Genomic DNA, 24694 nt, shown 5'->3' with positions numbered 1-24694 from the left:
TCTTTCCTGACAGAGCCGCCAATTGGGGCGATTAGTAAGGCGCTTCCACGTCGCCCATACGCACGTAAACCGATTTCACTTGGCTATAGTGGTTGATCGCCTCCTTGGAGTTTTCACGCCCCACACCGGAGTTTTTCACCCCGCCAAACGGCGCCTCCACCGGCGCATCGTTGTAGGAGTTGATAAAGCAGCTGCCCGCTTCAAGCTGCCCAATCACTCGGTGGCCACGCGACAAATCGGAGGTGAACACACCAGCCGAAAGGCCGTATTCGGTGTCATTGGCGCGCGCAATCACTTCTTCCTCAGTGTCAAAATCCAGCACCGACATCACCGGCCCAAAAATCTCTTCGCGGGCAATGGTCATGTCGTCGGTCACATCGGCAAACACGGTGGGCTCAAGGTAAAACCCGTCCCGTTCCAGACGCTTGCCGCCGTAAACCAGCCGCGCACCTTCCTCTTGGCCTTTGGCCATATAGCCCAGCACGATATCCATCTGCCGCTTAGACACCATTGGACCAAAGCTTGTCGCCTCATCCAGCGGATCACCAATCACAGCCGTGTCCAGACGTTCGGCAAGACGGGCCAGGAATTTCTCTTTGATGCCCTTCTGCACAAACACCCGTGTGCCGTTGGAGCAGACCTGCCCGGAGCTATAGAAGTTGCCCAAAATGGCGCCGCCCACGGCGTTTTCGACATCCGCATCATCAAAGATGATCAGCGGAGATTTCCCACCCAGCTCCATGGTCACATGCTTCATGTGGCTGGCCGCCGCCGCATAAACCTTCTTGCCGGTGGACACTGAGCCGGTCAGGCTCACCTTGTCAACACGTGTATCATTGACTAGTGCAGCGCCAACCTCGCCCATGCCCTGAATGACGTTATAAACGCCAGCAGGCACGCCCGCCTCATGCAGAATTTCCGCCACCTTCAACGCACACATCGGCGTGGTTTCCGACGGCTTAAACACCATCGCATTGCCACAGGCCAACGCCGGCGCACCTTTCCAGCAGGCAATCTGCGTTGGATAGTTCCACGCGCCGATGCCCACACACACGCCAAGCGGTTCGCGCACGGTATAAACCCAATCCTCACCCAAGGGGATGTGCTCACCGGTCAAGCTGCCCGCCAAACCGCCAAAATACTCCAACGCGTCCGCACCAGATGTCGCGTCCACGGCGATAGTCTCTTGATACGGCTTTCCAGTGTCATAAGTCTCCAGCACCGAAAGCTCGTGGTTGCGCTCCATTATCATCGCCGCTGCACGGCTCATGATGCGCCCACGCTCCCGGCCGGTCATCGCAGCCCAGACTTTCTGACCCACCTTGGCACTCTCAAGCGCCTGATCAACAATTGCCGGTGTCGCCGCGTGCACGGTGCCAATCACCTCGCCGGTGGCCGGGTAAATGATCTCAATCGGCGCCCCCGCCGTGTCCTCCACATAAGCCCCGTTGATGAAATGGCTGGCCGTCGGTTGCAACTGCATCGCGCGTTCCTTTTCTACGCCCCCTTCTTCAAGAGGCTGCGGATTCTCAATCTGACAGACAAACTAGCATCACGGGTCATTTTTTTAAATGACCATTTAAAAATTTTATTGAAACAACAATATTGCCCCTCCCCGTGATCTCGCTAAAGTGGCGCCATGGGCCGAACACGTATCCGCGATATCCGACATGAAGAGTTGATCAGCGCCACCATCACGGCTGTGCACAAACGGGGCTATGCCGTTGTCACGATGGCGGAAATTGCCGCAGAGGCAGGGGCGTCAGCCGCGTCAATCAACTATTATTTTGGCTCCAAGGAAAAGCTGATGGAGGCCACCATGCGCCGCCTGCTGACCCTGTTGAAACAAGCCATGCTGGAGCGCTACGCCACCGCCAAATCCCCGCATGAGCGGCTGATGGCGGTGATTGACGCCAATTTTTCGGACAGGCTGTTCACCAATGAGCAGTGCTCGATTTGGATTCAATTCTGGGCCAACGCGCCTTATGCGGAAAGCCTGCAACGTCTGCATCGCATCAACCGGTCACGGGTCACGGCGCACTTCCGTGCTGAATTGCGCGCGCTTGTGGCAGAGGACCGGCGCGAAACCCTACGTGAAGCGTTGCAATGTTACATGGATGGCGTTTGGCTGGAGGCCGCGCAATCGGACACACCGCTCAACCCGGCCCAGGCACGCAAAGAGGCCCGCGAAGTGGCGGACCTCATGTTAGTGTCACAAGACTGACCTGCTGAGAGAGTTCGGGGCCAGCCCCCGCCGCGCGATGCGCGACTCCCCCGGGATATTTGGGGCAAGAAAAGCCTAGGGACGCACGTATTTATACAAAGTGCCGTCCCCCCCGGCCAATTGCATGATCATCTTGTCAGCCGTAACCGCTTCAATAATCATGCAAGGCGGCTCACTCCAGGGATCGATGTACGCAATCATCACCGGCCCCTGCCCGTTTGATTTCTCACAAGCGTCTGCCAGTTGCAGCGTGTACTCCGACGAGTAGTCTCCATTGATCTCCTCGGTCACCTGATCGCCCCATACTGTTGAGGTATAGGCCGGATCGGCAGCAAACACCCATTGGCCCTGCAGGTTCGCGCGGATTTCGGCATAGGGGTCCAGAGAAGGATCATGGCGGAACGCATGCACCGCCAGTTCCGCCGACATGTCGCCCATCTCCACAATGTCCGCCCGCAACCACAAGGGCGCGTTGACATGCAACGTGCCCATCGCCTCGACAATGTAGCTTGGCGTTGGCTCATTCCAGCTCACGTAATAAGTGAACCCATTGCTGGTCAGCTGGCAACTTGGCACCTCTGTTTCAAAAATACAGCTGTGCAACATGGCCACATCTTCAATTGGCTCTCCCCGCGTACCACTTTCCACACCGCTATCAATGAACATCTGCGCCTGTCCGACGCTTGCCAACGTCATGGCTGCGCCTACCAACATCAGTGTTTTCAAATTCATAAAGCTCTCCCCTTCGCGTTTGGCGCAGCCTAGGGGGATAAGCATTAACAATCTACTCCCACGTGTGGTGGTCTACTCCCCACGCGGAAACCGCTGATTTTCCTCAACTTCATTCAGGTCCATGTGGTTGCGCATGTAGCGCTCCGAGGCCTTTTGCAGCGGTTGGTAGTCCCACGGGAAATAACCGCCCTCCCGCAACGCCTCATAGACCACCCAACGCCGCGCCTGACTTTCCCGCACCGCCGCATCAAATGCCGCCAAATCCCAACGCGCCTCCGCTTTGGCCCGTAAAGTTTGCACCGTGCCTTGATGCGCCGGTTCCTCAGCCAGATTGGTCAGTTCATGTGGGTCAGCAGCCAGATCAAACAGCTGATCCGGGTCCAGCGCACAGCGGTTGTACTTCCACTTGCCATAGCGCAACGACACCATCGGCGCATATGAGGCCTCTGCGGCATATTCAATCATCACCGGCGTATCGCGTTCGCCGCCTTGGCCCAGATGCACAAGGCTCTCGCCTGTGGTCCAGGGCATGACCTCTTCCATACTCACGCCGGCCAGATCACAGAGCGTTGGACAGACATCGATGTTGCTCACCGGTGTGGTCACCAAACCGGGCTCCATGGACGGCGCAGCAACCATCATTGGCACGCGGCTGGAACCCTCATAAAAGCTCATCTTGAACCACAAACCGCGCTCGCCAAGCATATCGCCATGGTCACTGACAAAGAGGATGACGGCCTCCTGTCGCGTGGCTTCCAACGCCTCCATGATTTCGCCAATCTTGTCATCCAGATAGCTGATATTGGCAAAATACGCGCGGCGGCTACGGCGGATGTCTTCTTCGGTGATATCAAAACTGCGCCAGTCGTTGGCGTCAAAAATCCGCTTTGAATGCGTATCTTGTTCTTCATAAGGGATCGACCCAACTTCCGGCAGCAGATGGTCACAATCCTCATAAAGGTCCCAATACTTCTTACGCGCCACATACGGATCATGCGGATGTGTGAAGCTGACAGTCAGACACCACGGCCGCGCGTCCTGCCCCCGCGCCAGATCATAAACCTTGCGTGTGGCGTGGTAGGCAACCTCGTCGTCATACTCCATCTGGTTGGAAATCTCGGCCACACCTGCACCAGTGACGCTGCCCATGTTGTGATACCACCATTCAATGCGCTCGCCCGGCTTGCGATAATCCGGCGTCCAACCAAAATCCGGCGGATAGATGTCGGTGGTCAACCGCTCCTCAAACCCATGCAGCTGATCTGGCCCAACAAAGTGCATCTTGCCGGACAGGCATGTCTGATAGCCCGCCCGCCGCAAATGGTGCGCGTAGGTTGGGATCGAAGAGGCAAACTCCGCGGCATTGTCATAAACGCCTGTGCCGCTTGGCAACTGCCCAGACATAAACGCCGCCCGCCCCGGCGCACATAGCGGACTGGCGGTGTAGGCGTTCTGAAACCGTGTCGACCGCGCCGCCAACTTTTTTAGGTTGGGCGCATGCAACCACTCCGCCGGCCCGTCTGGGAACAACGTCCCATTGAGCTGATCCACCATAAAAATCAGAATATTGGGACGGGACATGGCGGCACTCCTTAAGTTGGTTGCCACACCCTATGAACGCACAAGTCCCGCATTCAAGACGTTTCGCGACAATTCAACGCCGATAAACGAACGGCTGCGGATTGCCGTAATAATAAAGCACCATCTCCTCGTCTGTGACCCTATCGATCATGTAACAATAAGGCTCACGGTCCTCGGGATTGGTCTGCAACAAGACCGGCCCGCCCGGCCCGGCGTCACACCTTTCTGCAATTTGCAGAAAGTAGGTCGCTGCTGGCTCGCCATTGTACATGTCCGTCCACTCCGCGCCTTCAATCAAAACTTGCGCGGTTGTGTCCGTCATATCACGCCACATCCCCATCATCGCTTCGCGGATGTGCTGATAGGGGTCCAGCTCAGGAAAATAGCTCACCTCCCGGATCACTGTGTCCGCCGTGATGTCGCCATAACTGATCATGTCGCCACCAAAGGACACCGGTGTGCCCACCGGCAGAAACTCCAATGCATCCAGCAGCGCATCTTCAGTACCGTTGCCGTAGTTGACGTAATACTTCCATCCCTCCGCGTGAAAGCTGCAAAACGCATCCTCATACTCAAAGGAACAGCCCTGAAATATGCCAACCTGCGAGAACGGCTCACCAAAAAAGCCCGAATTCTCCATCGGCATATGAAGCGGCAAAATCCGCCGCGCTTCAGAGTCCGTGGAGTAAACAATCTCCGCCGGTGGCGTTGCGGTCGAACCACCAGACGCGCCCCTATCCAACGCCGTGAAAATTCCCGCCTTGATATTCAACCTATAGTCTTTGGCCGTCTTACCCGTATCAATCTTGGCAAACATCGACTTGTCATAGCCTCGCGCCTCGCAGTCCTCATCACCTACAATCGAGAACCCGGACAACTCTGTGCAAAAGCTATACCTCTCCACCGGGTCAAACGCGTATCCAGTTGCCGTCGCAAAAACGTAGTAATATCGGCGTTTCAGATCGCCAGAGACCGGCGTATCACATTCCCCGGGATCAAGGTTCCACCATCCACGCGAGCGATAGCCATCGCCGTCCTTATAGGCCACCGCTACGCTCTGCGGAAAACCGGCTTCATTACAAATCTCCAGCCCCGCCTGTGCGGCCAAAGGCAGGGTTATCGCCACTAGCCCCATCATCCAGAAAGTTGATTTCATAGTGCCCCTCTCCCGATTTTCCTCAGGATAGGCGCAGTTTTACCGTTCACGCAAATCTCAGAGCTTGGTCTGCCCCACCAGAGGCGTGATCTGTCGCCGCTTCAACACCGCTTCGCGCCAAGTGATAAAGCTGATCGCGCCAATAATGATCAACGCCCCAACCAATACCCAGACGTCCGGTTGCTCGCCAAACCCAATCCAGCCTAACAGCACCGCCCAGACCATCTGCAAAAAACTCACCGGCTGCGTCACTGTCACCGGCGCGGCCTTAAACGCCAGCGTCATTGTGAAATGCCCCGCCGTGGCAAGACAGGCCACACCAAACAAGATCACCAGTTCTTCCAACGTCGGCGTCACCCAGACTGACAGCGCCAGCGGCGCAAGCCCAATGGTCACCGTCACCGACAACATGCCGACCACCACTGTGGGGCTGACCTCTTCACTCAACCGCTTGGCAATCAAGTAGCCCCCGGCAAAGCCCAGCGCCGTGAACAGCATCGCAAAATGCCCTGGGCTCAGCTCACGAAACCCGGGGCGCAGAATGATCGTCACCCCGATCAGCGCCACAATCACCGCCGCAATCCGTCGAAATGCCAGTTTTTCGCCAAGGAACAGCGCCGCACCAATAGTGACATAGACCGGCGACAGGTAGTTCATCGCCGTGACTTCTGCGATCGGAATGCGCGCCATGGCAAAGAACCACGCCACCACCGCGCCGGTGTGCAAAACACCGCGCAGGCTGAACAAGCCAACCTGCAGCTTGGTGAGCTTCGCCTCCAGAATGGGTTTGATCATCGGGATCAGAAACACAATGCCCAGCGCGTAGCGCAAAAACGCCGTCTCCGACGCCGGAAGCCGCGTGCCCACCATTTTCACAAGCGCGGTCACCGCCACAAAGCAAAGCCCCGTGACCAGCATCCAAAACACGCCCATCACAGGGGAACTGGCACTTTCATCCGTCATGCCGCCACATAGACATGACGCCAGGGCAGTGTCGAGATAGGAAACCTGTTAAGCAAAATTTTGTGGCCGCGTCACAGCATCCTGTCAGGCAAAGGAATAAACTCCCGATCGTCCCCCGGCGGCAATTGAAACCGCCCATCAGCCCAATCTCCCGCCGCCCAATCGGCCTTCGCAGCCTCAATCTTCTCTTTGCTGGAGCTGACAAAGTTCCACGAAATATAACGCGGCCCATTCATGGTCTCGCCACCCAATGCCATCAACCGCGCACCTTGTGGCCCGGCCGTAACTGTGATCGCGTCACCGGGTCGAAACACCATCATCCGCCCAGCTTCAAACACGTCTCCGGCGATCTCCACCGCTCCCTGCGTCACATACAGCCCACGATCTTCGTGATTGTCAGGCATCGGCAGTTTTGCCCCGGCCTCCAAGACCACATCCGCGTAAAATGTCTCTGACATCATGCTTACCGGCGCGCGCTCCCCCCAGGCATCGCCAAGGATCAGCCGCACCTCTTTGCCCTCGCCCTCAAGAAACGGCAGTGCCTCTTTGCCATGGTGTTCAAACCCCGCCGGATCATCTTCGTGCGCTTCAGGCAAGGCAATCCAGGTTTGAATGCCAAACAGCGAACTTGGTAATTTACGGGTCGCCTCCGACGTACGCTCTGAATGAGTCACGCCGTTCCCGGCCACCATCCAGTTTACTTCCCCCGGATAAATCATCTGATGTGTACCCAGACTATCGCGGTGCTCAAACTCACCGCGATACAAATAGGTCACAGTGCCCAACCCAATATGCGGATGCGGCCGCACATCAATGCCCTGCCCGGTCAGAAACTCCGCCGGCCCGGCCTGATCAAAGAAAATAAACGGCCCCACCATCTGGCGCTGTGGTGACGGCAAGGCACGGCGTACCTCAAACCCTCCCAAATCCCGCGACCGAGGCACAATCACCGTCTCAATGGCATCCAAAGCTGTGGCATCTGGCAGTGTTGGCTCTAAGGCTGGGTTCCAACTCATGGCGTCCTCCGTCGCTGGCTTATGTCCGAAAGGCACACCTCTCGTCACGCCTCACCATACGCACAATCCGTTTGCCCGCCAAACCGCGCCCACGCACAGCATATGTGCACCCAATCGTAACCGCTCTGCTCCTGTCATTCATTATTCCCCAGTATCCCGGGGGAGTAGCAGCCTGCTGCGACGGGAGCAGCGCCCCCTCACATGCCCCAGATCAGCTTGGCCGCAATCGCCCACATGGTCACGCCAACCAGCACATCCAAAATCTGCCACGACCGCGGATTGGTGAAAAACGGGCGCAGCAATTTAGCGCCAAACCCAAGCGTGAAGAAAAACGTAAAACTCGCCACCACCGCACCCAAACCAAAGGCCCAGGCCGGAGAGTACTGCGCCGAAATCCCCCCAAGCAACACAACCGTATCTAGGTACACATGAGGATTGGCCCAGGTCAGCAGCACACAAGTCATCACTGCCGCCCCCAAACTGCCCGCCGTGCGTCCTTTGTCCGCCAGCGCATCCCCCCCTTGCGTCGCTGCCCGAAAATTCATCGCGCCATAGACAAACAAAAAGGCCGCCCCAAAGTAGCGCACCCAGTCGATCAAACCCGGACTGGCAGCGATCAAGGCGCCAAACCCAGCCACTCCCAACGTAATCAACAGTGCATCACTTACCGCGCAGGTCAGCACCAGTGGCAACACATATTCGCCGCGCAATCCTTGTCGCAACACAAAGGCATTCTGCGCGCCAATTGCCATAATCAGCGAGAACCCAAGCGCAAATCCCGCCAATGCCGGTCCAAAAATACCTGTCTCACCCATGCTCGCCGCGCCTTTGTCAGTCGTGTCATCTTGGGGTTTGACTACGGCCAGTAGGTGAATTACTCAAATTAAAACAACTGGCGTCACATTAGGAAAACTTATGGACTTGCCCAACTACAAAAAGCTACCGCCCGTAAACGGCGAAAGCAATGTCGACTATTGCCGCCGGCTGGACGCAGCCGGGCATGATGAATTGTTCCTCCGCACCGCATTGGCCTTTCATTTCCACCTCCCAAAAACAGCCTTGAAACGCTGTCTGGACCAATTTCCCGAAGCCCGCTTGCGCCACATCACGCGGCTCGCAAAACTGCACCCAACGCGCTCTGCCTGCGCTCTTGCTGACAAACTTGCGCGGAACCTGGACATGTCCGTGTCCGAAGCAAGAAACTGGGCGCTGGCCCATGACGGTGGTCGTTTTGGCAGCCAGCAGTTCCATCGCACGCCAACCCACGGCACCGCCGCCAAGCTGCAATGACCCTCGACTACGCCCACCTCGCTGCTCTGGCCGCTATCCTGCGCACGGGCAGCTTTGAGGCCGCTGCACAGGAACTGGGCGTGACGCAATCCGCCGTATCGCAACGTTTGAAAGTTCTGGAAGAGCGCGTCGGCATGCCCTTGGTGCTGCGCGGCACACCATGCCAAGGCACCGAAACCGGTCGTCGCCTCGCCGCGCACCTTGATCAGGTTGGCATGCTGGAAAGCGCCTTATCTCGTGACCTTGCCAAGCTCTCGCCCCGAACCGCCCGCCTGCGTATTGCCGTCACCGCCGACAGTCTTGCCACGTGGTTTCTGAAAGCCGCGGCACAAGTGCCTGACCTGCTGTTTGATCTGGTGGTCGATGATCAGGATTTCTCTGCAGATTGGCTGCGCCGTGGTGAAGTGGTCGCCGCAGTCACCGCGCATGAAGCGCCCATTGCAGGCTGTGACAGCACCGCCCTTGGCCCACTTCGGTACGTGCCCTCCGCCAGCCCGGCTTATATGGCCAAACACTTTCCAAATGGCGTCACTGCGGAGGCCATCGCGCATGCACCTTTGTTGATTTTCGATGCAAAAGACCGCCTGCAGCAAAACTGGATGGCGCAAAATCTCGGCGTCACGCCAACACCGCCCAGCCACCGCCTCCCCTCTTCCACCGGATTTGTCGAAGCCTGCCTGCTGGGCCTAGGTTGGGGCATGAACCCCGAGCCACTGGTACGACCGCACCTCACAACCGGCGCTTTGGTCCCGCTGATCCCGGACACCACCTACGACACGCCGCTCTATTGGCAATCCAGTCGCCTGCTGGCCCCAGCTCTGACTCCTCTGACCAAAGCGGTGCGTCAAGTTGCGCACGACCACCTTAGCTGACACCACGCGCCGCCAGAGCTTGCCTCCGCCGTGCCATGGCGTGGTGAATCCCATAAGGAATGGCCATATAGGCCAGTTGAAACCCAACAGCCCAGCCTAAGCGCTCAGCCTGACCCCAATGCGGCAACAGATAGGCAAACAACGCAACCATATAGACGTGAATCACAAACATCTGGATTGCCCACACGCCGCAGTAGCGCAACAACGGCAACGAAAAGTACCAGCGAAAGCTTTTCGTCATCCAAACTGTCACCGGCACCGAACGGGTCAACACCACAGTCACAAACGCCGCCACGGCAAAGGTGCGCAGCAGATGCACAGGGTGCAGATGCATGCGGTACCAGTTGCCATGTACACCCTCCGGCAAAGCGCCAATTGTCGGATACCAGAAGGCCCACCTCTGCCCCAATGCCATCACAGCACAGCCACCCAACAGCAGTACAAACGCCTCATCACTCAAACTATTGAGCCACCCGACAATTTCGCGAAAATACAGCCCGGCCAAATACGACAGAAAGAACAGGAACTGCCAGGCCGCGATGTCAAACACCAGAAACTTGCCGCCCCAGCCAAACACCCCGCCGTCGTAGTTGAACAAACTCACGGCATAGATAAGCGCAGACGGGACCAGCAACGTCACCTGCGGCACGTAGGCCAGCCCAAAACTCAACAGGAACAGCAAGGCAAAGCAGTACACATAGATTGGCAAGATATCGGAATAGGCCCCGCCATTCTGGATAAGCAGAACCTCCCCAAGCCCAAAAGCAAATTGTCTCAATCCCGCGCCTTCCAAAACCAGCAGGATCAAAAATGGCCCCGCTGAAATCAGATAGTAGACGTAAATCTTGCGGATACGTTGCTTCAGAAACCGGGCCAGCTTCCCGGGAGCTTGAAATTTGATGGCATAGAGAATGCCAACCAACAGCCCTGACAAGACCACCAGAAACTCAGCACTTAAAAGCTGGATGACCTGCACATGATGCACCTCATAGAGAGAACCCATGCCCGACTGCGCCCCCAAATGCGCCAGCATCATCATAAAAAGCAGGTGTCCACGCACCCCGTCCAGAAGGTCAAACCGCATGCCTTCAGTCCTCAAATCAATGAAATCTTTGTAGTGCCGGGCTCAGACTACCACCAAAATGCGGCGAAACTGTGGGATGGTTAACCCGCCAATACAAAAGCCCCGCCAGCGGGGCTGACGGGGCTCATATTTTGTCAATGATGAAACGGCTTAAAGCTGCTCCATCACCTCGTCTGAGGCTTCAAAGTTGGCGGTCACGCGCTGCACGTCATCGTCATCTTCCAGCGCATCAATCAAGCGCATCAACTTTTGCATGCCTTCCAGATCCAGCTCAGTTGTGGTGGTCGGTTTCCACACCAGCTTGGTGCTGACCGATTCACCCAAGGCCGCTTCCAGCGCATTGGATACCTCGTTCAAGTCGGTGTCTTCACACCAGATGATGTGGCCCTCGTCAGAGCTTTCGACATCCTCGGCACCGGCTTCAATCGCCGCTTCAAAAACAGAGTCCGCATCTCCGGCATCCGCGCCGTAAGTCACTTCGCCTTTACGGTCGAACATGAAGCCCACAGATCCGGTCTCGCCAAGGTTGCCGCCACTTTTGGTGAAGGTGGAACGCACGGTGGAGGCTGTTCGGTTGCGGTTGTCGGTCATGGTTTCGACAATTACTGCTACGCCATTTGGGCCGTAGCCCTCATAGCGGATTTCCTCATATTCGTCGCCTTCGCCCGCAACCGACTTCTTGATTGCGCGATCAATCACATCTTTCGGAACGGACTGGCTCTTGGCTTCTTTCACCGCCATACGCAGACGTGGATTTTTCTCTGGATCAGGGTCGCCCATCTTGGCTGCGACGGTGATCTCTTTGGAAAGTTTGGAAAACAGCTTGGAGCGCGCGGCGTCCTGACGCCCTTTGCGGTGCTGAATGTTTGCCCATTTACTGTGGCCGGCCATGGTTCGCCTCCGGTTATCTATTGGCAGTATCGCTTTTTCAGGGCTCTCTATACGTCAAGGCAGCCAAAGGCCGCAAGCGACTTGCGTTTCCCCTGCCTCTGCGATTGACTCTGTTGCAACAAAATTTGCGCACAGGCCTTTTTATGACACCCGATCAGATCATTTTGTTTAGCCTTTTTGGTGGTGTATTTGTCATGCTGCTTTGGGGGCGCTTCCGCTATGACATGGTGGCTTTTGCCGCGCTGATGATTGCTGTTGTCGCAGGAGTGGTCCCAACCAAAGACGCGTTTTCAGGTTTTGGCCACCCAGCCACGCTCATTGTCGCGCTGGTACTCATTGTCTCCGCCGGTCTTGTGCGCTCCGGTGCTGTGGGCTTGATCACGCGCACGCTGGTCGACAGCGCCCGCTCCCTTGGCAACCACATCGCCATCATCGGCGCGGTGGGCGCGGTGCTCTCCGCCTTTATGAACAACGTCGCCGCGCTGGCCCTGCTGATGCCGGTGGACATCCAAACCGCCCGCAAAGCTGGCCGCAGTCCCGCCAAATCCCTCATGCCGCTGTCGTTTGCCACCATCCTTGGCGGCATGGCCACCCTGATCGGCACCCCACCCAACATCATCATCGCCTCCATCCGTGAGGAACGCTTAGGCGAACCGTTCAAAATGTTTGACTTCGCACCCGTCGGAGGCCTCACCGCCATCGCAGGCCTGCTGTTTGTCGCTCTGATTGGCTGGCGATTGATCCCGGACCGCGAAGATGCCGGTAAAAAGGTTGCTGATCTGGGCCAATATATTGCCGAACTCACAGTGCCCGCCGAAAGCAAATTGATTGGCAAACGGCTTGGCGAAGTGGAACCCGACGCCGAAGAAGCAGATGTTCAAATCATCGGCATGATGCGCGGCGGCAAACGCCTCTACGGTTCCGCCCGCACCAACGTCCTACGCGAAGGTGATGCGCTGGTTCTCGAAGCCACACCAGACGCGCTGGACGAATTCCGCGCCGCCCTCTCGCTCAATTTCTCTGATGAGAAACGCGAGGAACAACTCAAAGCCGCCGGAGACGGTCTCGACATTGTCGAAGTGGTGGTGCCCGAAACCGCGCGTATCGCCGGAAAAACCGCCGCTGCCCTTGGTCTTGCGTGGCGGCAAGGCGCGGTGCTTATGGGCATCTCCCGCGAAGGCCGGCGCATCCGCAGCCAGATCCGCAAAACCGTGGTGCAACCCGGCGACATCCTCCTGATCCTCGTGCACAAAGACCGCGGCCCCGATGTCACCGACTGGCTTGGCTGCTTACCTCTGGCGGATCGCGGCCTGACTGTGACCGCCAACAGCAAGATGTGGCTCGCCATTGGTCTGTTTGTCGGCGCCGTCGCTGCCGCCTCTTTGGGCCTCATCTACCTGCCCATTGCTTTGGGCCTCGTGGTGATTGCTTACGTACTTGCCAAAATCATCCCACTCTCCGAACTTTATGATCATGTTGAATGGCCGGTGGTGGTGCTTCTCGGATCCGTGATCCCACTTGGTGCGGCGCTTGACAGCTCCGGTGGCACCGCCTTAATTGCCAACGCGCTTGTTGGACTGACCGCTGGCTTACCCGCTTGGGCCGTGCTCACTGTGTTGATGCTGGTCACCATGACCCTCAGTGACGTTCTCAACAACACCGCCACCACCATCGTCGCCGCCCCAGTGGGCATCCAAATGGCACAGGCGCTCGGCGTGTCCGCAGACCCTTTCCTGATGGCGGTCGCTGTTGCCGCCTCCTCCGCCTTCCTCACCCCTATTGGCCACAAGAACAACACGCTGATCCTTGGTCCGGGCGGCTATAGCTTTGGCGATTACTGGCGCATGGGCCTGCCCCTGGAAATTTTGGTGGTTGTGGTCTCGATCCCGGCCATTCTGGTGTTCTGGCCACTTTGACCGCGCGCTGTGTTTACCATTTGCGGGGGCACAAAGGTCGCACCGACGTACTACCGACGCGATACCAACGTTATAAAGACAAAAAACAGACCCCGAAAACCAAGGTTAACGGGGCCTGTTGCATCTCTACAAATGTGGCTTAACCGTAGGTCGACACCTCGGTGCCCGCCAAGGCAGCAATGTTCAGCAACCCACGCACTGTGATGGATGGCGTCACGATGTGCGCACGGTTGCCCATGCCCATCAAAATCGGCCCCACTTCCAGACCATCTGACACGGATTTCAAGATGTTACGGGTCGCGCCCGCCGCATCCGTGTTGGAGTAGACCAGCACATTGGCCTTTCCACTCAAACGCCCACCGGGGAACAACCGCTCGCGCAACTCGGGATCAAGGGCCGCATCAGTGTGCATTTCCCCTTCATATTCAAAGTCATACTCGTTCTGATCCAGCAGATCCAACGCCCCGCGCATCACCCGACCAGAGTGACTGTCAAGGTTACCAAACTGGCTTCCAGAGCACAGCGCAATCTTTGGGTCGACCCCAAACCGCCGCACATGCCGCGCCGCTGCAATCACCGTTTCGGCCACCTGCTCAGAGGTTGGCTCGATGTGAATATGCGTGTCCGCGAGGAACAGCGGCCCCTTATCAAGAATGATCAGCGACAGCGACCCAACCGGATGCAAGTGCTTGTTTTTCAACATCTCTGTCACGTAGCGCAGATGCCAGCGGTATTCCCCAAAGGTGCCGCAAATCATGCTGTCCGCGTCCCCACGATCCACCGCAATCGCCGCAATCGCCGTGTTATTGGTCCGCATGATAGCCCGCGCACTATCAGGGCTCACACCCTGACGACGCAGCTTGGCATGATAGTGGGTCCAGTAATCACGGTACCGCTCATCTTGCTCGGGGTTGATCAGCTCAAAATCCACCCCCGGCTTGATCTTTAGTCCTGCCTTTTCAAGGCGATGCGCGACAACTTCGGGTCGACCAATCAGTACCGGTGTGTCAACCGTATCCTCCAGCATCGCCTGCGCCGTCCGCAGCACCCGCTCGTCTTCACCCTCGGCAAACACAACCCGACGGCGGCTCATGCTCGCAGCCTCATACACCGGACGCATGATCATCGAAGAGCGGAACACCTGCGCCTGCAGCTTGTTCTCATACGCATGCAGATCGAGATCTTTTGTTGCCACACCGGACTCAATTGCAGCCTTGGCCACAGCAACCGCAATAGTCGGCAGAAGACGAGGGTCAAACGGCTTTGGGATCAGGTAGTTAGGCCCAAATGCCAGTGTCTCACCTTTGTATGCTACCCCAACTTCCGCAGACGTGGTTTCCCGCGCCAAGCCGGCAATTGCCTCTACACAGGCCAATTTCATCGCGTCGTTAATCTCGGTCGCACCCGCATCCAGCGCTCCACGGAAGATAAACGGGAAGCACAGCACGTTGTTGACCTGGTTCGGGTAGTCAGAGCGTCCTGTGGCGATCAACGCGCCAGGTGCTGCCTCTCGTGCCAGCTCTGGCATGATCTCAGGCGTCGGGTTGGCCAGCGCAAAGATGATTGGATCATCCGCCATCTGCTCAACCATCTCCTTGGTCAAAAGGCCAGGACCAGACACACCAAGGAACAAGTCCGCACCTTCCATGGCCTCCATTGTGGTCCGTTTATCAGTGTCTTGCGCGAACTCCGCTTTCTCTGCCGTCAGGTCATTGCGCTGCTTGTGCACCACGCCCTTGGAATCCAGCATCAGGATGTTTTCGTGCTGCACACCCATGGTCATCAGCATCTTGAGGCACGCAATCCCCGCCGCCCCCGCGCCCAGCGCCACAACCTTGATGTCTTCGACGTTTTTCTTCGCCACAATCAAGGCATTAAACGCCGCGGCAGCCGCCACAATCGCGGTGCCATGCTGATCGTCGTGGAACACCGGAATGTTCATACGCTCTTTGCAGATCCGCTCCACAAGGAAGCAGTCCGGCGCTTTAATGTCTTCTAAATTGATGGCCCCGAAAGTGGGTTCCAGACGGCATACCAAATCTGCGAGCTTTTCCGGGTCGGACTCGTTCACTTCGATGTCAAAACAGTCGATCCCGGCAAATTTTTTGAAAAGAACCGCTTTGCCTTCCATCACCGGCTTGGATGCTTGCGCTCCAATATTGCCGAGGCCAAGTACGGCCGTACCATTGGAAATCACCGCAACCAAGTTGCCTTTGGCTGTATAGCGCGTTGCATCTGCGGGGTTTTTCTCAATCTCAAGACAGGCATCTGCTACACCTGGACTGTAGGCACGACTGAGATCACGCCCGGTTGCCATTGGCTTGGTGGCGCGTATTTCCAGTTTACCCGGTTTGGGAAACTCGTGGTAGTTGAGTGCGGCCTGACGCGCGCGGTCCTGATCTTTGGTGTTTGTCATCTCTTGTATTCTCCCAAATCCCCTCGCGCAGCTCAGCGCCGCCCCATTGCTCTGGCCATATCCAACATCCGGTTGGAAAAGCCCCATTCATTGTCATACCAGCCAAAGACGCGCAGAAGCCCGCCCACTGACACGCTGGTTTCTCGCTCACTCACTATCAACGATTCCGGCCGCGCCCGCAGGTCCGTTGAGACAAGCGGCTTGGTGCTCCAACCCAAGATACCGTCTCTTTCCGCTGCTGCTTTCAGGCACGCGTTAACCGCCTCAACTGTAACATCTTTTTCGGTCTGAATTGTCATATCAATCGCTGACACACTCGCCGTTGGAACGCGAATAGCACGCGCCTCCACCCGACCATTGAGGTGTGGCAAGACCGTCCCTATCAACCGTTGCGCCGAAGTGGTTGTTGGCACCATCGACAACGCCGCCGCTCGGCTGCGCGCTAGGTCCGCTCGCGGTTTGTCCACCGTTGGTTGGCTACCTGTGTAGCAATGTACGGTGGTCATATGCCCACTGATCAGCCCAAACTCTTCATCCAATACCCGCATCAACGGTGCCAACGCATTGGTCGTGCACGAGGCATTGGATAGAATCTTCTGATCTTTTAAAATTTCCTGATTGGCGCCCAGCACAATCGTGTCATCTGCTTCGTCAGAAGGCCCAGAAATCAGTACTTTTGAGGCACCAGCCGCCAATCCACGTTCCGCAATTGCCCGAGCGCCCGCCATGCCGGTACATTCCAACACCACGTCGACATCGCGCAAATCCAGCGCACTCAGATCGCGTTCAGCAAAAAACGGAATGGTCAATCCGTCCACGCTGAGGGTTTGGCTGTCGTTCACAACAACCCCTGGATAAGCACCAAAAACACTATCAAACTCAAATAGATAGGCGCAGGTTTCCAGCGACTCGATATCGTTGATGCCAACGATCTCAAACTCAGAATGCTGGCCTTTGGCAAGGATGCGCAAAACCGTCCGGCCAATTCGACCAAACCCATTGATGAATATTTTGATCTTGCGTTCAGTCATGACACGCGTCCCAGTTTGCTCTGAAAGGTCAATTGATAGGGTTTGGTCTACAATTGCCACCCCAAAAGGGGCGGAAAACCCGCCCCCAACCGCTTGTTACCGCTATCAAGCCAAGGCATTTTGCCACAACCCTATGAGCTGTATGCAAAACAGCCAAATTGTCAGTCTCAGAGAGTCATATGCCGGTTCACATCTTTGTAGAGCAGGTAGCGAAATTTGGCAGGACCACCGGCATAACAGGCCTGTGGGCAGAAGGCGCGCAGCCACATGTAATCACCGGCTTCAACCTCAACCCAATCTTGGTTGAGTTTATAGACCGCCTTGCCTTCCAGCACATAGAGCCCGTGCTCCATCACGTGTGTCTCCAAAAACGGAATCACTCCACCCGGCTCAAACGTGACGATGTTCACGTGCATGTCGTGGCGCAAATCATCCGGCTCCACAAAGCGCGTGGTGCCCCATTTCCCGTCGGTGTCCGGCATGTAATTAAGCGGTGTTTCCGCATCTGAGGTGACAAAGGCTTCTGGCGCGTCAATGCCCTCAACCGCTTCATATTTCTTACGAATCCAGTGAAACTTCGCTGGTGCATCGCTGGTATTCTTGAGCGTCCATTCACAACCGGCTGGCAGGTACGCATATCCACCGTCACCTAGCTGGTGGCTCTTGCCGGCGATAGAGACGGAAACACTGCCCTCAACAACAAACAGCACACCCTGTGCTTCGGGGTTTAATTCTGGTGTGTCACTCCCACCTCCGGGTGCCACTTCGGCGATATAGTGGGAAAACGTCTCTGAAAACCCGCTCATAGGCCGCGCTATCACCCAAACGCGCGTATCGGACCAAAATGGCAAATTGGACGTCACAATGTCTGTAAGCGTGCCTTTCGGAATGACGGCAAAGCTCTCAGTAAACATGGCTCTGTCAGTCAGAAGTTGTGTTTGTGGCGGCAAGCCACCTTGCGGTGCATAATACGAAGACCGGGACATTGGGACCCTCCATTAAGTTCACCACATCATCTCAGGCCAGCCGCCTAACGCCAAGGCACTTGCCGCCCCTCAGAAGCTGAAGGATTGTCGCAGATTTCTTGAAAATCAGCCCGCGACCTTCGCGCAAAATCGAATACTAGAGTGGATCAACTAGCTCGCGGCCGGAGGCACGGTTTGAGTTCACTGCACGGTCGACCTGATGAAAGGACAGAAGATCCGCGCCCGCAGATTTCATCAATGTCGCGGCTCCATGCCCTTGCTCCCCAAGCCACAACCCCCAATCTTCTTCGTCAATCACCACTGGCATGCGATGGTGGATCTGGGAAACTGTCTCATTCGCGTTGGTGGTCACAATCGCGCAAGTGGATTTGACCTCATCTCCCTGCGACCACTCCTGCCAAACCCCGGCCAAAGCCAAAGGCGCTTCTGCTGAAATGTACCACGGCCACCGAACCCCTTCGTCGTCCTTGGTCCATTCATAAAACCCGGTCACCGGAATCAAGCACCGCCGCTCTCGACAAGGTACTCGAAATGCTGGCTTTTCTGCCAATGTCTCCGCGCGGGCATTGATCAACAACGGTCCATCCGATGGTGTTTTGTACCAATGGGGAACGAACCCCCACCGCATAGACACCAATCGCCTTGCCACATCTTTTTCGCCCAACACGACGTGAACCTGATTGGTAGGACAAACATTGAAATTTGGAACATCTGGAAGATTGTTGGCGGGTGTGGCCGAAAACAGCTGCGCCATAGCATCAGTGGGAAGCGTTATGGCGAACCTACCACACATCAGCCATGCACCTTTCGTGCCAGATCAATCTTGGCTTCCGACATCGGCATATCCCAAAAGATGTCCTGACGTTGGCATTGGCCCTCCACTTCGCGCAGATTTCCCCGCAACTTGCCGGGCTCCCGCGACAGCGGAACAATCTTGGGTTCACCGCCGGCTACATCGACCAACCGATTGAGCAACACGTTTCCGAGGGCCGCGTCTGTTCGCAATGGCTTGCCCGCGCCCTCAAGGTTATCAAATTCACCTCCCGCTTCCGCCCAGCAGATTTTCTGATTGATCGGATAAGAAAGCGGATGGTCCATGACTGCCCCAAAAGAAAACCCCCGCCAGTTTCCTAGCGAGGGCAAAGATCGTCAAGTCAGACGATTTACTTCATAGTGATACGGCCATCCAAGAATGGTTTGAACGGCCCTTGGGCCGCCAGATACTCAGCAGTTACATCCGCCAGGTCCGGACCATAATCATAAGCGTTCTGCGCATCGCGGAACATTTTGTAGCCGTCGCCGCCATTGCGCACATAGTTGTTGGACACCACGTTATAGAGCTTACCGGCGTCGATTGGCTCGCCACCAACCATCACGTCGCTTACTCGGCTGCCAGCCTCTTGGCTCGCATCAAAGGCATAAGACATGCCCGCAACCTGTGGGAACCGGCCGGCACCTTCTTCATGCTGGCTCACGCCATTTTCCAGTGCAGCAACAATGGTTTCGCCGGTAACTTGGAAAGTGGACAGCGTGTTCTGGAACGGAAGAACGGTCAGAACTTCACCCATGGTCACTTCACCCGCATCAATGGAGGCACGGATGCCACCGCCGTTTTGGATGGCAATCTGCACACCCTGATCTTTCACACGATCCAGCATTGCATCGGCAATCAGGTTGCCCATGGTGCATTCTCCGGCACGGCAAGACCCCCGCTCACCGTCAATCGCTTCTGCTGTCTCCGCGACAACCCGTTTGCGGATTTCTTCCAGCGGTGCCGCAGCTTCTGCAATACGCGCTTTGGTGGCTTCATCTTCAGCTACAGCAGCATCCATAATGATCGGCTCACCGGCGGCTTCCACAATTTCGCCTGCATCGTTGAAGGTCACATTCAACTCGCCAAGGAATTTGCCGTAGGCGTATGCAGACACAATGGCGGTGGTGCCAACCATGGTTGGGTATGGGCCTTCAGCACGGTCGGACGTGTTGGACAACAGCGTGTTGGAATGGCCACCGACGATCACGTCAACGCCAGTGGTATTGGCCGCAACCTTCTGATCCACACCATAGCCAGAGTGGCTCAGCACAATAATTTTGTTCACCCCCATCTCGGTAAGCTTATCAACTTCACCTTGAACAGCTTCTGATGGGTCGGTGAACGTGATGTTTGGACCTGGGCTTGCAAGCTCATCTGTGTCCTGAGGTGTAAGGCCAATGAGGCCAATTTTTTCGCCGCCACGTTCGATCACCGTGGATTTCAGCAGCTTATCCGCCAAAAGCGCTTCACCGGAAAAGTCAGCATTTGACATCAGAACTGGGAAATTCACCGCGTCCATGAAGCCACGCAAAACTTCTGGGCCATCGTCAAACTCGTGGTTGCCAACGGTCATGCCGTCATAACCAAGCTTGTTCATCATTTCGGCCGCAAGTTTACCTTTGTAGTAGGTATAAAACAGCGTGCCCTGGAATTGGTCACCGCCGTCCACTAGAATCGAGTTGTTAGAACGTGCACGGGCGTCAGCCAGCGCAGTCACCAAACGCGCGGAACCGCCAAAGCATTTACCTTCAGCGTTGGACTCTTCGCCGCAACCTGAATCGTATTTGGAAATAGGCTCAAACCGAGCATGAAAATCATTGGTGTGCAAAACTGTCAGCGTGTAATCCGCTGCGGCCATTCCGGCTGTTACGGCCAGTGCTGCCGCCCCTGTCATCAAACGAGCAATCATGGAGAATCCCCTCTCTTTTTATCATTCAGTCAATATCGTGCCGTTTAAACGGCTCAAATGTCAAAGATATTACATATAAGGACGCGCTTGACCTAACGCCTTGTCCGTTGCATGAGCAGGCTATGCTGATCTTCAAGATATTCCGCTCCGATGAATGGGCGGCCCTGCGAGCCAACGGGCAATCCGCAGGCGCGCCTGTTGATGTGGCCGATGGCTACATTCATTTCTCCACTGCAAAGCAGGCCGCTGAAACTGCGGCCAAGCATTTCGCGGACGAAGAGGACTTATTCCTTTTGGCCTGCGAAAGTGAGCCAATGGGGGATGATTTGAAATGGGAAGTGTCACGCGGTGGCGCAGAGTTCCCACATTTGTACCGCGAGTTCCGCCTGTTGGACGTGACGTGGGCACAACCTTTGCCGTTGATTGACGGACAACATGAATTTCCTGCTGGAGTATTGTCATGAGCCTGAAGCGAGGCCTCGAAACCGTCGGAATGAATGTGCTACGCAACATGGATCCCGAAAAATCACACGGCCTGGCGCTTAAAGCATTGGAAATGGGCCTGGGGAATGCACCGGGTGCGATAACCTCATCGCGCCTCAAGACAACGCTGGCCGGACTTGACCTGCCAAATCCAGTTGGCCTTGCAGCAGGTTTTGACAAGAACGCGACCGCGTTGGCCGCGCTGTCCAAATCCGGCTTTGGTTTTGTTGAAGTTGGCGCCGCCACCCCACGTCCGCAACCTGGCAATCCAAGGCCCCGTTTGTTCCGTCTGACTGAAGACAAAGCCGCGATCAATCGCTTTGGGTTTAACAACGACGGCATGGCCACTATCAACACCCGACTAGCCCAACGGCCCAAAGATGCCGTGATCGGCCTCAATCTCGGGGCCAACAAAGACAGCGAGAACCGCGCAGAAGATTTTGCGCGTGTTCTGGCACACTGCGGCGAACATCTGGATTTTGCCACAGTGAACGTAAGCTCCCCGAACACCGAGAAATTGCGTGACCTGCAGGGTAAAGCAGCGCTTTCTGCACTTTTGGCCGGCGTAATGGAAGCCCGTGAAGATCTTGACCGCAAGATTCCGGTGTTCCTAAAGATCGCCCCCGATTTGACCGAAACTGAGCTTGCGGAGATTGCCGAAGTGGCCGCCGAAAGCGGCTTGGACGCAATCATCGCAAGCAACACAACCCTGTCTCGCGAGGGCCTTTTGAGTGCTCACAAAGATCAAACTGGCGGGCTGTCCGGCGCACCGCTGTTTGAGAAGTCGACACGCGTATTGGCGCAGCTGTCCAAACTGACGGACGGCAACATCCCACTGATCGGAGTTGGTGGTATTGGGTCAGCCGAACAAGCCTATGCAAAAATCTGCGCCGGCGCCGGCGCTGTGCAACTCTATACCGCTTTGGTGTATGGCGGCTTCTCGTTGGCCGAAACCATCATTCGCGACCTGGACAAACTTCTGCAAAAGGACGGGTTTGACAATGTCTCTGAGGCTGTGGGCAGCAAACGAGAGGACTGGCTATGATCACTATTTGGCACAACCCACGCTGTTCTAAGTCCCGTCAAACACTGACACTTGTTGAGGAAAAGGGCGGCGTTACTGTGCGTCGTTACCTCGAGGACACTCCAAGCCTAGACGAATTGGCGTCAATCAAAGAACTCCTAGGCGTGACGACTATCGAAATGATGCGCCCTAAAGAGGGCTTGTTCAAAGAGCTTGGCCTCTCCAAATCAGATGACGATGCCAAATTGCTGGCCGCTATGGCCGCACACCCCAAGCTGATTGAACGCCCAATCGTGATCGCCAACGGCAAAGCCGCATTTGGCCGTCCGCCAGAAGCGGTTCTCGACATCCTCTAAGGGCGTCAGCCAGCCTGAAAAACCGCGCTTACTTCATCCCGAATAATGCGTGCGATCAACGCGCAATCCGCCTCTGAGAAGGTGAGCGGGATGCGCATATCCACAATACCCTTCAAGATGCGATCCGTCTTCGGCATTGCCTCAGAAGGCGCGTAGCGCCAACTGTCGTAGCGCGAAGTAAAGGCGACAGGTTCAGCGCCACCAAACCATTTGAGCTCAACCCCCCGCTTGCCGCAGCGAGTCAGCACCTCATTGATCTGCTCTTCAGGCCAATCCAACAAAACCATCTGAATAGAGCTACCAACGTAAGCCTCGTCTTCAGGGCGCTCAACAACCGTAAGGCCCGGGGTTCCCTGCAATCCAGACAGCAAGATATCATGCCGCTCATTCCAGGCCACCACTTGGGCATCCAGTTCACGCAACTGCGGCCGCAAAATGGCTGCACGCAAATGATCCATCCGACCGGACACGTTGGGGGTGTGGTACTTTACTCCTTCGAAAATTTCAGGAGACGGGGCAGCGCCGTGTCGCTCATAGAGCATGTAACTGCCTGATAGCATCACAGCTCGTGCCATGAGGGTCTCATCATCGCTGATCAGGAAACCGCCTTCACCAGAGTTGATGTGTTTATAGGTCTGGGTGGAATAACAGGCCATTGCCCCATGACGTCCAGAGGGAACCCCTTTCCATCCTCCTCCCATCGTATGCGCGCAATCTTCAATCACTGTGACACCATGTGCGTCACAAATCGCCATAAGCGCTTCCATATCGCAGATATGCCCGCGCATATGAGACAACATGAGAACATCCGCTTGATCCGCTTTGACTTCCAAGTCCGCCAGATCAATCACCAGCCCCTCCGTCACACCAACAAAGACCGGCACCGCACCAATACTTGCAATTGCGCCCGGCACCGGCGCCAAAGTGAAGGCATTGGTCAAAACTCGATCGCCCGGCTTCACGTCCATCGCGCGCAGAGCACAGGCAAGCGCATAGCCTCCCGAGGCCACAGCCAAACAAAAATTGCTCCCGACGTAGGCTGCAAATTCCTGTTCCAGAAGGGAAACCTCTCCAATCTCCCCCTCTGTTAGGTTGTATCGGTGCAATCGCCCGCCCCGCATCACTGAGACAGCAGCCTGGATGGCCTCCTCGGAGATCGGCAGTTGCTGGGTGAAATTGCCTGTAAAATCTTCGCTCATTTTGACACTCGCAGTTGGGTGGTCACATCAGAGATGTGGTTGGCGATGCACATCTGAAATCAATTCGTATTTTGGCCAATCAACGCCGTAACAACTTGCGGCAGAGCCGCATAGTCATGCAGTAACGCTTCAGGTTCCAGTGCAGCCATATCCTCGCCACTTGGCCCAAAGGTTACTAAAACGCTTGGCACTCCAGCCGCCCGCGCAGTGTTTCGGTCTGTGTCGCTGTCACCAACAAGCAACGTCTGCGCTGGATCGCCGTTCAACCGCCGTGCTGTTTCCTGCAACGGCAAAGGATCGGGCTTGCGTACAGGTAAAGTGTCGGCCCCAACCAAAGCGCCAAAAGCCTCCCGAACGCCAAGCGCGTTTAAAAGCTGCCCCGCAAGGGCTTCCGGTTTGTTGGTACAGATGCCAACGCCATAGCCTCGTGACTTGAGCGTCTCAACCGCTTCCATGGCCCCATCGTATATCACCGTATGTGTAGCAATCGCACCACCATAAGCCTCTAACAAAATGGGATAATATTTTGTCACGGTGGCCTCATCCAGCACTTCCAAACGAGAAAGCCCTTCGGTCAACATGCGCCGTCCTCCGCGCAACGCAACTCCCGCGTCTTTTTCCACCGAAAGTACATCTCCATATCCCATATCGCGAAAACACACATTGGCAGCAGCAATCAGATCACCGCTAGTGTCCGCAAGTGTACCATCCAGATCAAAAACCACGGTTCTCATGTACTGCTCCCTGCCGC

The 24694-nt window shown here is 56.2% G+C and carries 24 protein-coding genes; 7 read left to right on the top strand and 17 right to left on the bottom strand.

Annotated elements, in window-relative coordinates:
• Positions 1-31: 31 nt before the first annotated feature.
• Positions 32-1483 carry a betaine-aldehyde dehydrogenase gene (gene betB / locus QOL67_RS19360; RefSeq protein ID WP_283427633.1) on the bottom strand — a complete coding sequence of 484 codons (1452 nt, stop codon included), beginning with the start codon at positions 1481-1483 and terminating at the stop codon, positions 32-34.
• A gap of 156 nt (positions 1484-1639) precedes the next feature.
• On the opposite strand from betB, the gene betI reads away from it, so the two are divergent.
• Positions 1640-2224, top strand: a complete 585-nt coding sequence (gene betI / locus QOL67_RS19355; protein ID WP_283427632.1) for a choline-binding transcriptional repressor BetI — start codon at positions 1640-1642, stop codon at positions 2222-2224.
• Positions 2225-2299: 75 nt separating this feature from the next.
• Here the strand turns inward: betI and QOL67_RS19350 are convergent, their stop codons facing one another.
• The 6 genes from QOL67_RS19350 to QOL67_RS19325 form a co-directional block, all read right to left on the bottom strand.
• Complete coding sequence (locus QOL67_RS19350) at positions 2300-2956, bottom strand: hypothetical protein (RefSeq protein WP_283427631.1); 657 nt, start codon at positions 2954-2956, stop codon at positions 2300-2302.
• Between the two features lie 72 nt (positions 2957-3028).
• Positions 3029-4537, bottom strand: a complete 1509-nt coding sequence (gene betC, locus QOL67_RS19345) for a choline-sulfatase (RefSeq protein ID WP_283427630.1) — start codon at positions 4535-4537, stop codon at positions 3029-3031.
• Positions 4538-4610: 73 nt separating this feature from the next.
• The gene (locus QOL67_RS19340; protein ID WP_283427629.1) at positions 4611-5693 is read right to left on the bottom strand and encodes a DUF1036 domain-containing protein; all 1083 of its coding nucleotides are present in this window, start codon (positions 5691-5693) and stop codon (positions 4611-4613) included.
• Positions 5694-5750: 57 nt separating this feature from the next.
• Positions 5751-6656: a DMT family transporter gene (locus QOL67_RS19335; RefSeq protein WP_283427628.1), complete on the bottom strand. Its 906-nt coding sequence runs from the start codon at positions 6654-6656 to the stop codon at positions 5751-5753.
• A 71-nt stretch (positions 6657-6727) separates the two neighbouring features.
• Positions 6728-7672, bottom strand: coding sequence for a pirin family protein (locus QOL67_RS19330; protein ID WP_283427627.1), 945 nt, complete (start codon positions 7670-7672; stop codon positions 6728-6730).
• A gap of 197 nt (positions 7673-7869) precedes the next feature.
• On the bottom strand, positions 7870-8487 hold the full coding sequence (locus QOL67_RS19325; protein WP_283427626.1) for a LysE/ArgO family amino acid transporter: 618 nt from the start codon (positions 8485-8487) through the stop codon (positions 7870-7872).
• 100 nt (positions 8488-8587) lie between these two features.
• On the opposite strand from QOL67_RS19325, the gene QOL67_RS19320 reads away from it, so the two are divergent.
• Complete coding sequence (locus QOL67_RS19320) at positions 8588-8962, top strand: hypothetical protein (RefSeq protein ID WP_283427625.1); 375 nt, start codon at positions 8588-8590, stop codon at positions 8960-8962.
• Positions 8959-9834 carry a LysR family transcriptional regulator ArgP gene (locus tag QOL67_RS19315; RefSeq protein WP_283427624.1) on the top strand — a complete coding sequence of 292 codons (876 nt, stop codon included), beginning with the start codon at positions 8959-8961 and terminating at the stop codon, positions 9832-9834. The genes QOL67_RS19320 and QOL67_RS19315 overlap by 4 nt, the downstream gene beginning before the upstream one ends.
• Here the strand turns inward: QOL67_RS19315 and opgC are convergent.
• Positions 9827-10918, bottom strand: a complete 1092-nt coding sequence (gene opgC, locus QOL67_RS19310; RefSeq protein ID WP_283427623.1) for an OpgC domain-containing protein — start codon at positions 10916-10918, stop codon at positions 9827-9829. The two genes, QOL67_RS19315 and opgC, sit on opposite strands and share 8 nt — an antisense overlap.
• Before the next feature lie 150 nt (positions 10919-11068).
• Positions 11069-11809 (bottom strand): YebC/PmpR family DNA-binding transcriptional regulator, encoded by a 741-nt coding sequence (locus QOL67_RS19305; protein WP_283427622.1) that lies wholly within the window; start codon positions 11807-11809, stop codon positions 11069-11071.
• A 143-nt stretch (positions 11810-11952) separates the two neighbouring features.
• Here QOL67_RS19305 and QOL67_RS19300 point away from each other — a divergent pair, with 143 nt between their 5' ends.
• Positions 11953-13725 (top strand): SLC13 family permease, encoded by a 1773-nt coding sequence (locus QOL67_RS19300; protein WP_283427621.1) that lies wholly within the window; start codon positions 11953-11955, stop codon positions 13723-13725.
• 139 nt (positions 13726-13864) lie between these two features.
• Here the strand turns inward: QOL67_RS19300 and QOL67_RS19295 are convergent, their stop codons facing one another.
• From QOL67_RS19295 to QOL67_RS19270, 6 genes are all read right to left on the bottom strand, one after another.
• Positions 13865-16141 (bottom strand): NADP-dependent malic enzyme, encoded by a 2277-nt coding sequence (locus QOL67_RS19295; protein WP_283427620.1) that lies wholly within the window; start codon positions 16139-16141, stop codon positions 13865-13867.
• A gap of 32 nt (positions 16142-16173) precedes the next feature.
• A complete protein-coding gene (locus QOL67_RS19290; protein ID WP_283427619.1) occupies positions 16174-17172 on the bottom strand; it encodes a type I glyceraldehyde-3-phosphate dehydrogenase in 999 nt (332 codons plus the stop codon).
• Between the two features lie 167 nt (positions 17173-17339).
• Positions 17340-18158: a bifunctional allantoicase/(S)-ureidoglycine aminohydrolase gene (locus QOL67_RS19285; protein WP_283427618.1), complete on the bottom strand. Its 819-nt coding sequence runs from the start codon at positions 18156-18158 to the stop codon at positions 17340-17342.
• Between the two features lie 136 nt (positions 18159-18294).
• Positions 18295-18951 carry an SOS response-associated peptidase gene (locus QOL67_RS19280; protein WP_283427617.1) on the bottom strand — a complete coding sequence of 219 codons (657 nt, stop codon included), beginning with the start codon at positions 18949-18951 and terminating at the stop codon, positions 18295-18297.
• Positions 18951-19256, bottom strand: coding sequence for a DnaJ family domain-containing protein (locus QOL67_RS19275; protein ID WP_283427616.1), 306 nt, complete (start codon positions 19254-19256; stop codon positions 18951-18953). The genes QOL67_RS19280 and QOL67_RS19275 overlap by 1 nt, the downstream gene beginning before the upstream one ends.
• Positions 19257-19321: 65 nt before the next feature.
• Complete coding sequence (locus QOL67_RS19270; RefSeq protein WP_283427615.1) at positions 19322-20881, bottom strand: bifunctional metallophosphatase/5'-nucleotidase; 1560 nt, start codon at positions 20879-20881, stop codon at positions 19322-19324.
• A 122-nt stretch (positions 20882-21003) separates the two neighbouring features.
• Here QOL67_RS19270 and QOL67_RS19265 point away from each other — a divergent pair, with 122 nt between their 5' ends.
• From QOL67_RS19265 to arsC, 3 genes are read left to right on the top strand one after another with little or no spacing between them, the layout of a single operon-like run.
• Positions 21004-21345, top strand: coding sequence for a DUF952 domain-containing protein (locus tag QOL67_RS19265; RefSeq protein ID WP_283427614.1), 342 nt, complete (start codon positions 21004-21006; stop codon positions 21343-21345).
• Complete coding sequence (locus QOL67_RS19260; RefSeq protein WP_283427613.1) at positions 21342-22409, top strand: quinone-dependent dihydroorotate dehydrogenase; 1068 nt, start codon at positions 21342-21344, stop codon at positions 22407-22409. Before QOL67_RS19265 ends, QOL67_RS19260 begins: the two co-directional genes overlap by 4 nt.
• Positions 22406-22744 carry an arsenate reductase (glutaredoxin) gene (gene arsC, locus QOL67_RS19255; RefSeq protein WP_283427612.1) on the top strand — a complete coding sequence of 113 codons (339 nt, stop codon included), beginning with the start codon at positions 22406-22408 and terminating at the stop codon, positions 22742-22744. The genes QOL67_RS19260 and arsC overlap by 4 nt, the downstream gene beginning before the upstream one ends.
• Positions 22745-22749: 5 nt before the next feature.
• On the opposite strand, the gene QOL67_RS19250 is transcribed toward arsC, so the two are convergent.
• Together QOL67_RS19250 and QOL67_RS19245 are read right to left on the bottom strand one after the other, a co-directional pair.
• On the bottom strand, positions 22750-23943 hold the full coding sequence (locus QOL67_RS19250) for a DegT/DnrJ/EryC1/StrS family aminotransferase (protein WP_283427611.1): 1194 nt from the start codon (positions 23941-23943) through the stop codon (positions 22750-22752).
• A gap of 59 nt (positions 23944-24002) precedes the next feature.
• The gene (locus QOL67_RS19245; protein ID WP_283427610.1) at positions 24003-24677 is read right to left on the bottom strand and encodes an HAD-IA family hydrolase; all 675 of its coding nucleotides are present in this window, start codon (positions 24675-24677) and stop codon (positions 24003-24005) included.
• Positions 24678-24694: the final 17 nt, after the last annotated feature.

The organism is Shimia sagamensis, assembly GCF_900182745.1.
In the GTDB taxonomy this organism is placed as follows: Bacteria; Pseudomonadota; Alphaproteobacteria; order Rhodobacterales; family Rhodobacteraceae; genus Shimia; species Shimia sagamensis.
Note: the sequence above shows the minus strand (reverse complement) of the source record. Positions and strands in the feature narration are given on the sequence as shown.

Excerpts from the sequence above, each read along its gene's own strand:
- QOL67_RS19260 (WP_283427613.1), top strand. The coding sequence starts at position 21,342 with ATGAGCCTGAAGCGAGGCCTCGAAACCGTCGGAATGAATGTGCTACGC.
- opgC (WP_283427623.1), bottom strand. The coding sequence starts at position 10,918 with ATGCGGTTTGACCTTCTGGACGGGGTGCGTGGACACCTGCTTTTTATG.
- QOL67_RS19325 (WP_283427626.1), bottom strand. The coding sequence starts at position 8,487 with ATGGGTGAGACAGGTATTTTTGGACCGGCATTGGCGGGATTTGCGCTT.
- QOL67_RS19335 (WP_283427628.1), bottom strand. The coding sequence starts at position 6,656 with ATGACGGATGAAAGTGCCAGTTCCCCTGTGATGGGCGTGTTTTGGATG.
- QOL67_RS19300 (WP_283427621.1), top strand. The coding sequence starts at position 11,953 with ATGACACCCGATCAGATCATTTTGTTTAGCCTTTTTGGTGGTGTATTT.
- QOL67_RS19320 (WP_283427625.1), top strand. The coding sequence starts at position 8,588 with ATGGACTTGCCCAACTACAAAAAGCTACCGCCCGTAAACGGCGAAAGC.
- QOL67_RS19270 (WP_283427615.1), bottom strand. The coding sequence starts at position 20,881 with ATGATTGCTCGTTTGATGACAGGGGCGGCAGCACTGGCCGTAACAGCC.
- QOL67_RS19315 (WP_283427624.1), top strand. The coding sequence starts at position 8,959 with ATGACCCTCGACTACGCCCACCTCGCTGCTCTGGCCGCTATCCTGCGC.
- QOL67_RS19285 (WP_283427618.1), bottom strand. The coding sequence starts at position 18,158 with ATGTCCCGGTCTTCGTATTATGCACCGCAAGGTGGCTTGCCGCCACAA.
- QOL67_RS19245 (WP_283427610.1), bottom strand. The coding sequence starts at position 24,677 with ATGAGAACCGTGGTTTTTGATCTGGATGGTACACTTGCGGACACTAGC.
- QOL67_RS19280 (WP_283427617.1), bottom strand. The coding sequence starts at position 18,951 with ATGTGTGGTAGGTTCGCCATAACGCTTCCCACTGATGCTATGGCGCAG.
- QOL67_RS19250 (WP_283427611.1), bottom strand. The coding sequence starts at position 23,943 with ATGAGCGAAGATTTTACAGGCAATTTCACCCAGCAACTGCCGATCTCC.
- betI (WP_283427632.1), top strand. The coding sequence starts at position 1,640 with ATGGGCCGAACACGTATCCGCGATATCCGACATGAAGAGTTGATCAGC.
- QOL67_RS19330 (WP_283427627.1), bottom strand. The coding sequence starts at position 7,672 with ATGAGTTGGAACCCAGCCTTAGAGCCAACACTGCCAGATGCCACAGCT.
- QOL67_RS19265 (WP_283427614.1), top strand. The coding sequence starts at position 21,004 with ATGCTGATCTTCAAGATATTCCGCTCCGATGAATGGGCGGCCCTGCGA.
- QOL67_RS19350 (WP_283427631.1), bottom strand. The coding sequence starts at position 2,956 with ATGAATTTGAAAACACTGATGTTGGTAGGCGCAGCCATGACGTTGGCA.
- betC (WP_283427630.1), bottom strand. The coding sequence starts at position 4,537 with ATGTCCCGTCCCAATATTCTGATTTTTATGGTGGATCAGCTCAATGGG.
- QOL67_RS19275 (WP_283427616.1), bottom strand. The coding sequence starts at position 19,256 with ATGGACCATCCGCTTTCTTATCCGATCAATCAGAAAATCTGCTGGGCG.
- QOL67_RS19295 (WP_283427620.1), bottom strand. The coding sequence starts at position 16,141 with ATGACAAACACCAAAGATCAGGACCGCGCGCGTCAGGCCGCACTCAAC.
- QOL67_RS19340 (WP_283427629.1), bottom strand. The coding sequence starts at position 5,693 with ATGAAATCAACTTTCTGGATGATGGGGCTAGTGGCGATAACCCTGCCT.
- arsC (WP_283427612.1), top strand. The coding sequence starts at position 22,406 with ATGATCACTATTTGGCACAACCCACGCTGTTCTAAGTCCCGTCAAACA.
- QOL67_RS19305 (WP_283427622.1), bottom strand. The coding sequence starts at position 11,809 with ATGGCCGGCCACAGTAAATGGGCAAACATTCAGCACCGCAAAGGGCGT.
- betB (WP_283427633.1), bottom strand. The coding sequence starts at position 1,483 with ATGCAGTTGCAACCGACGGCCAGCCATTTCATCAACGGGGCTTATGTG.
- QOL67_RS19290 (WP_283427619.1), bottom strand. The coding sequence starts at position 17,172 with ATGACTGAACGCAAGATCAAAATATTCATCAATGGGTTTGGTCGAATT.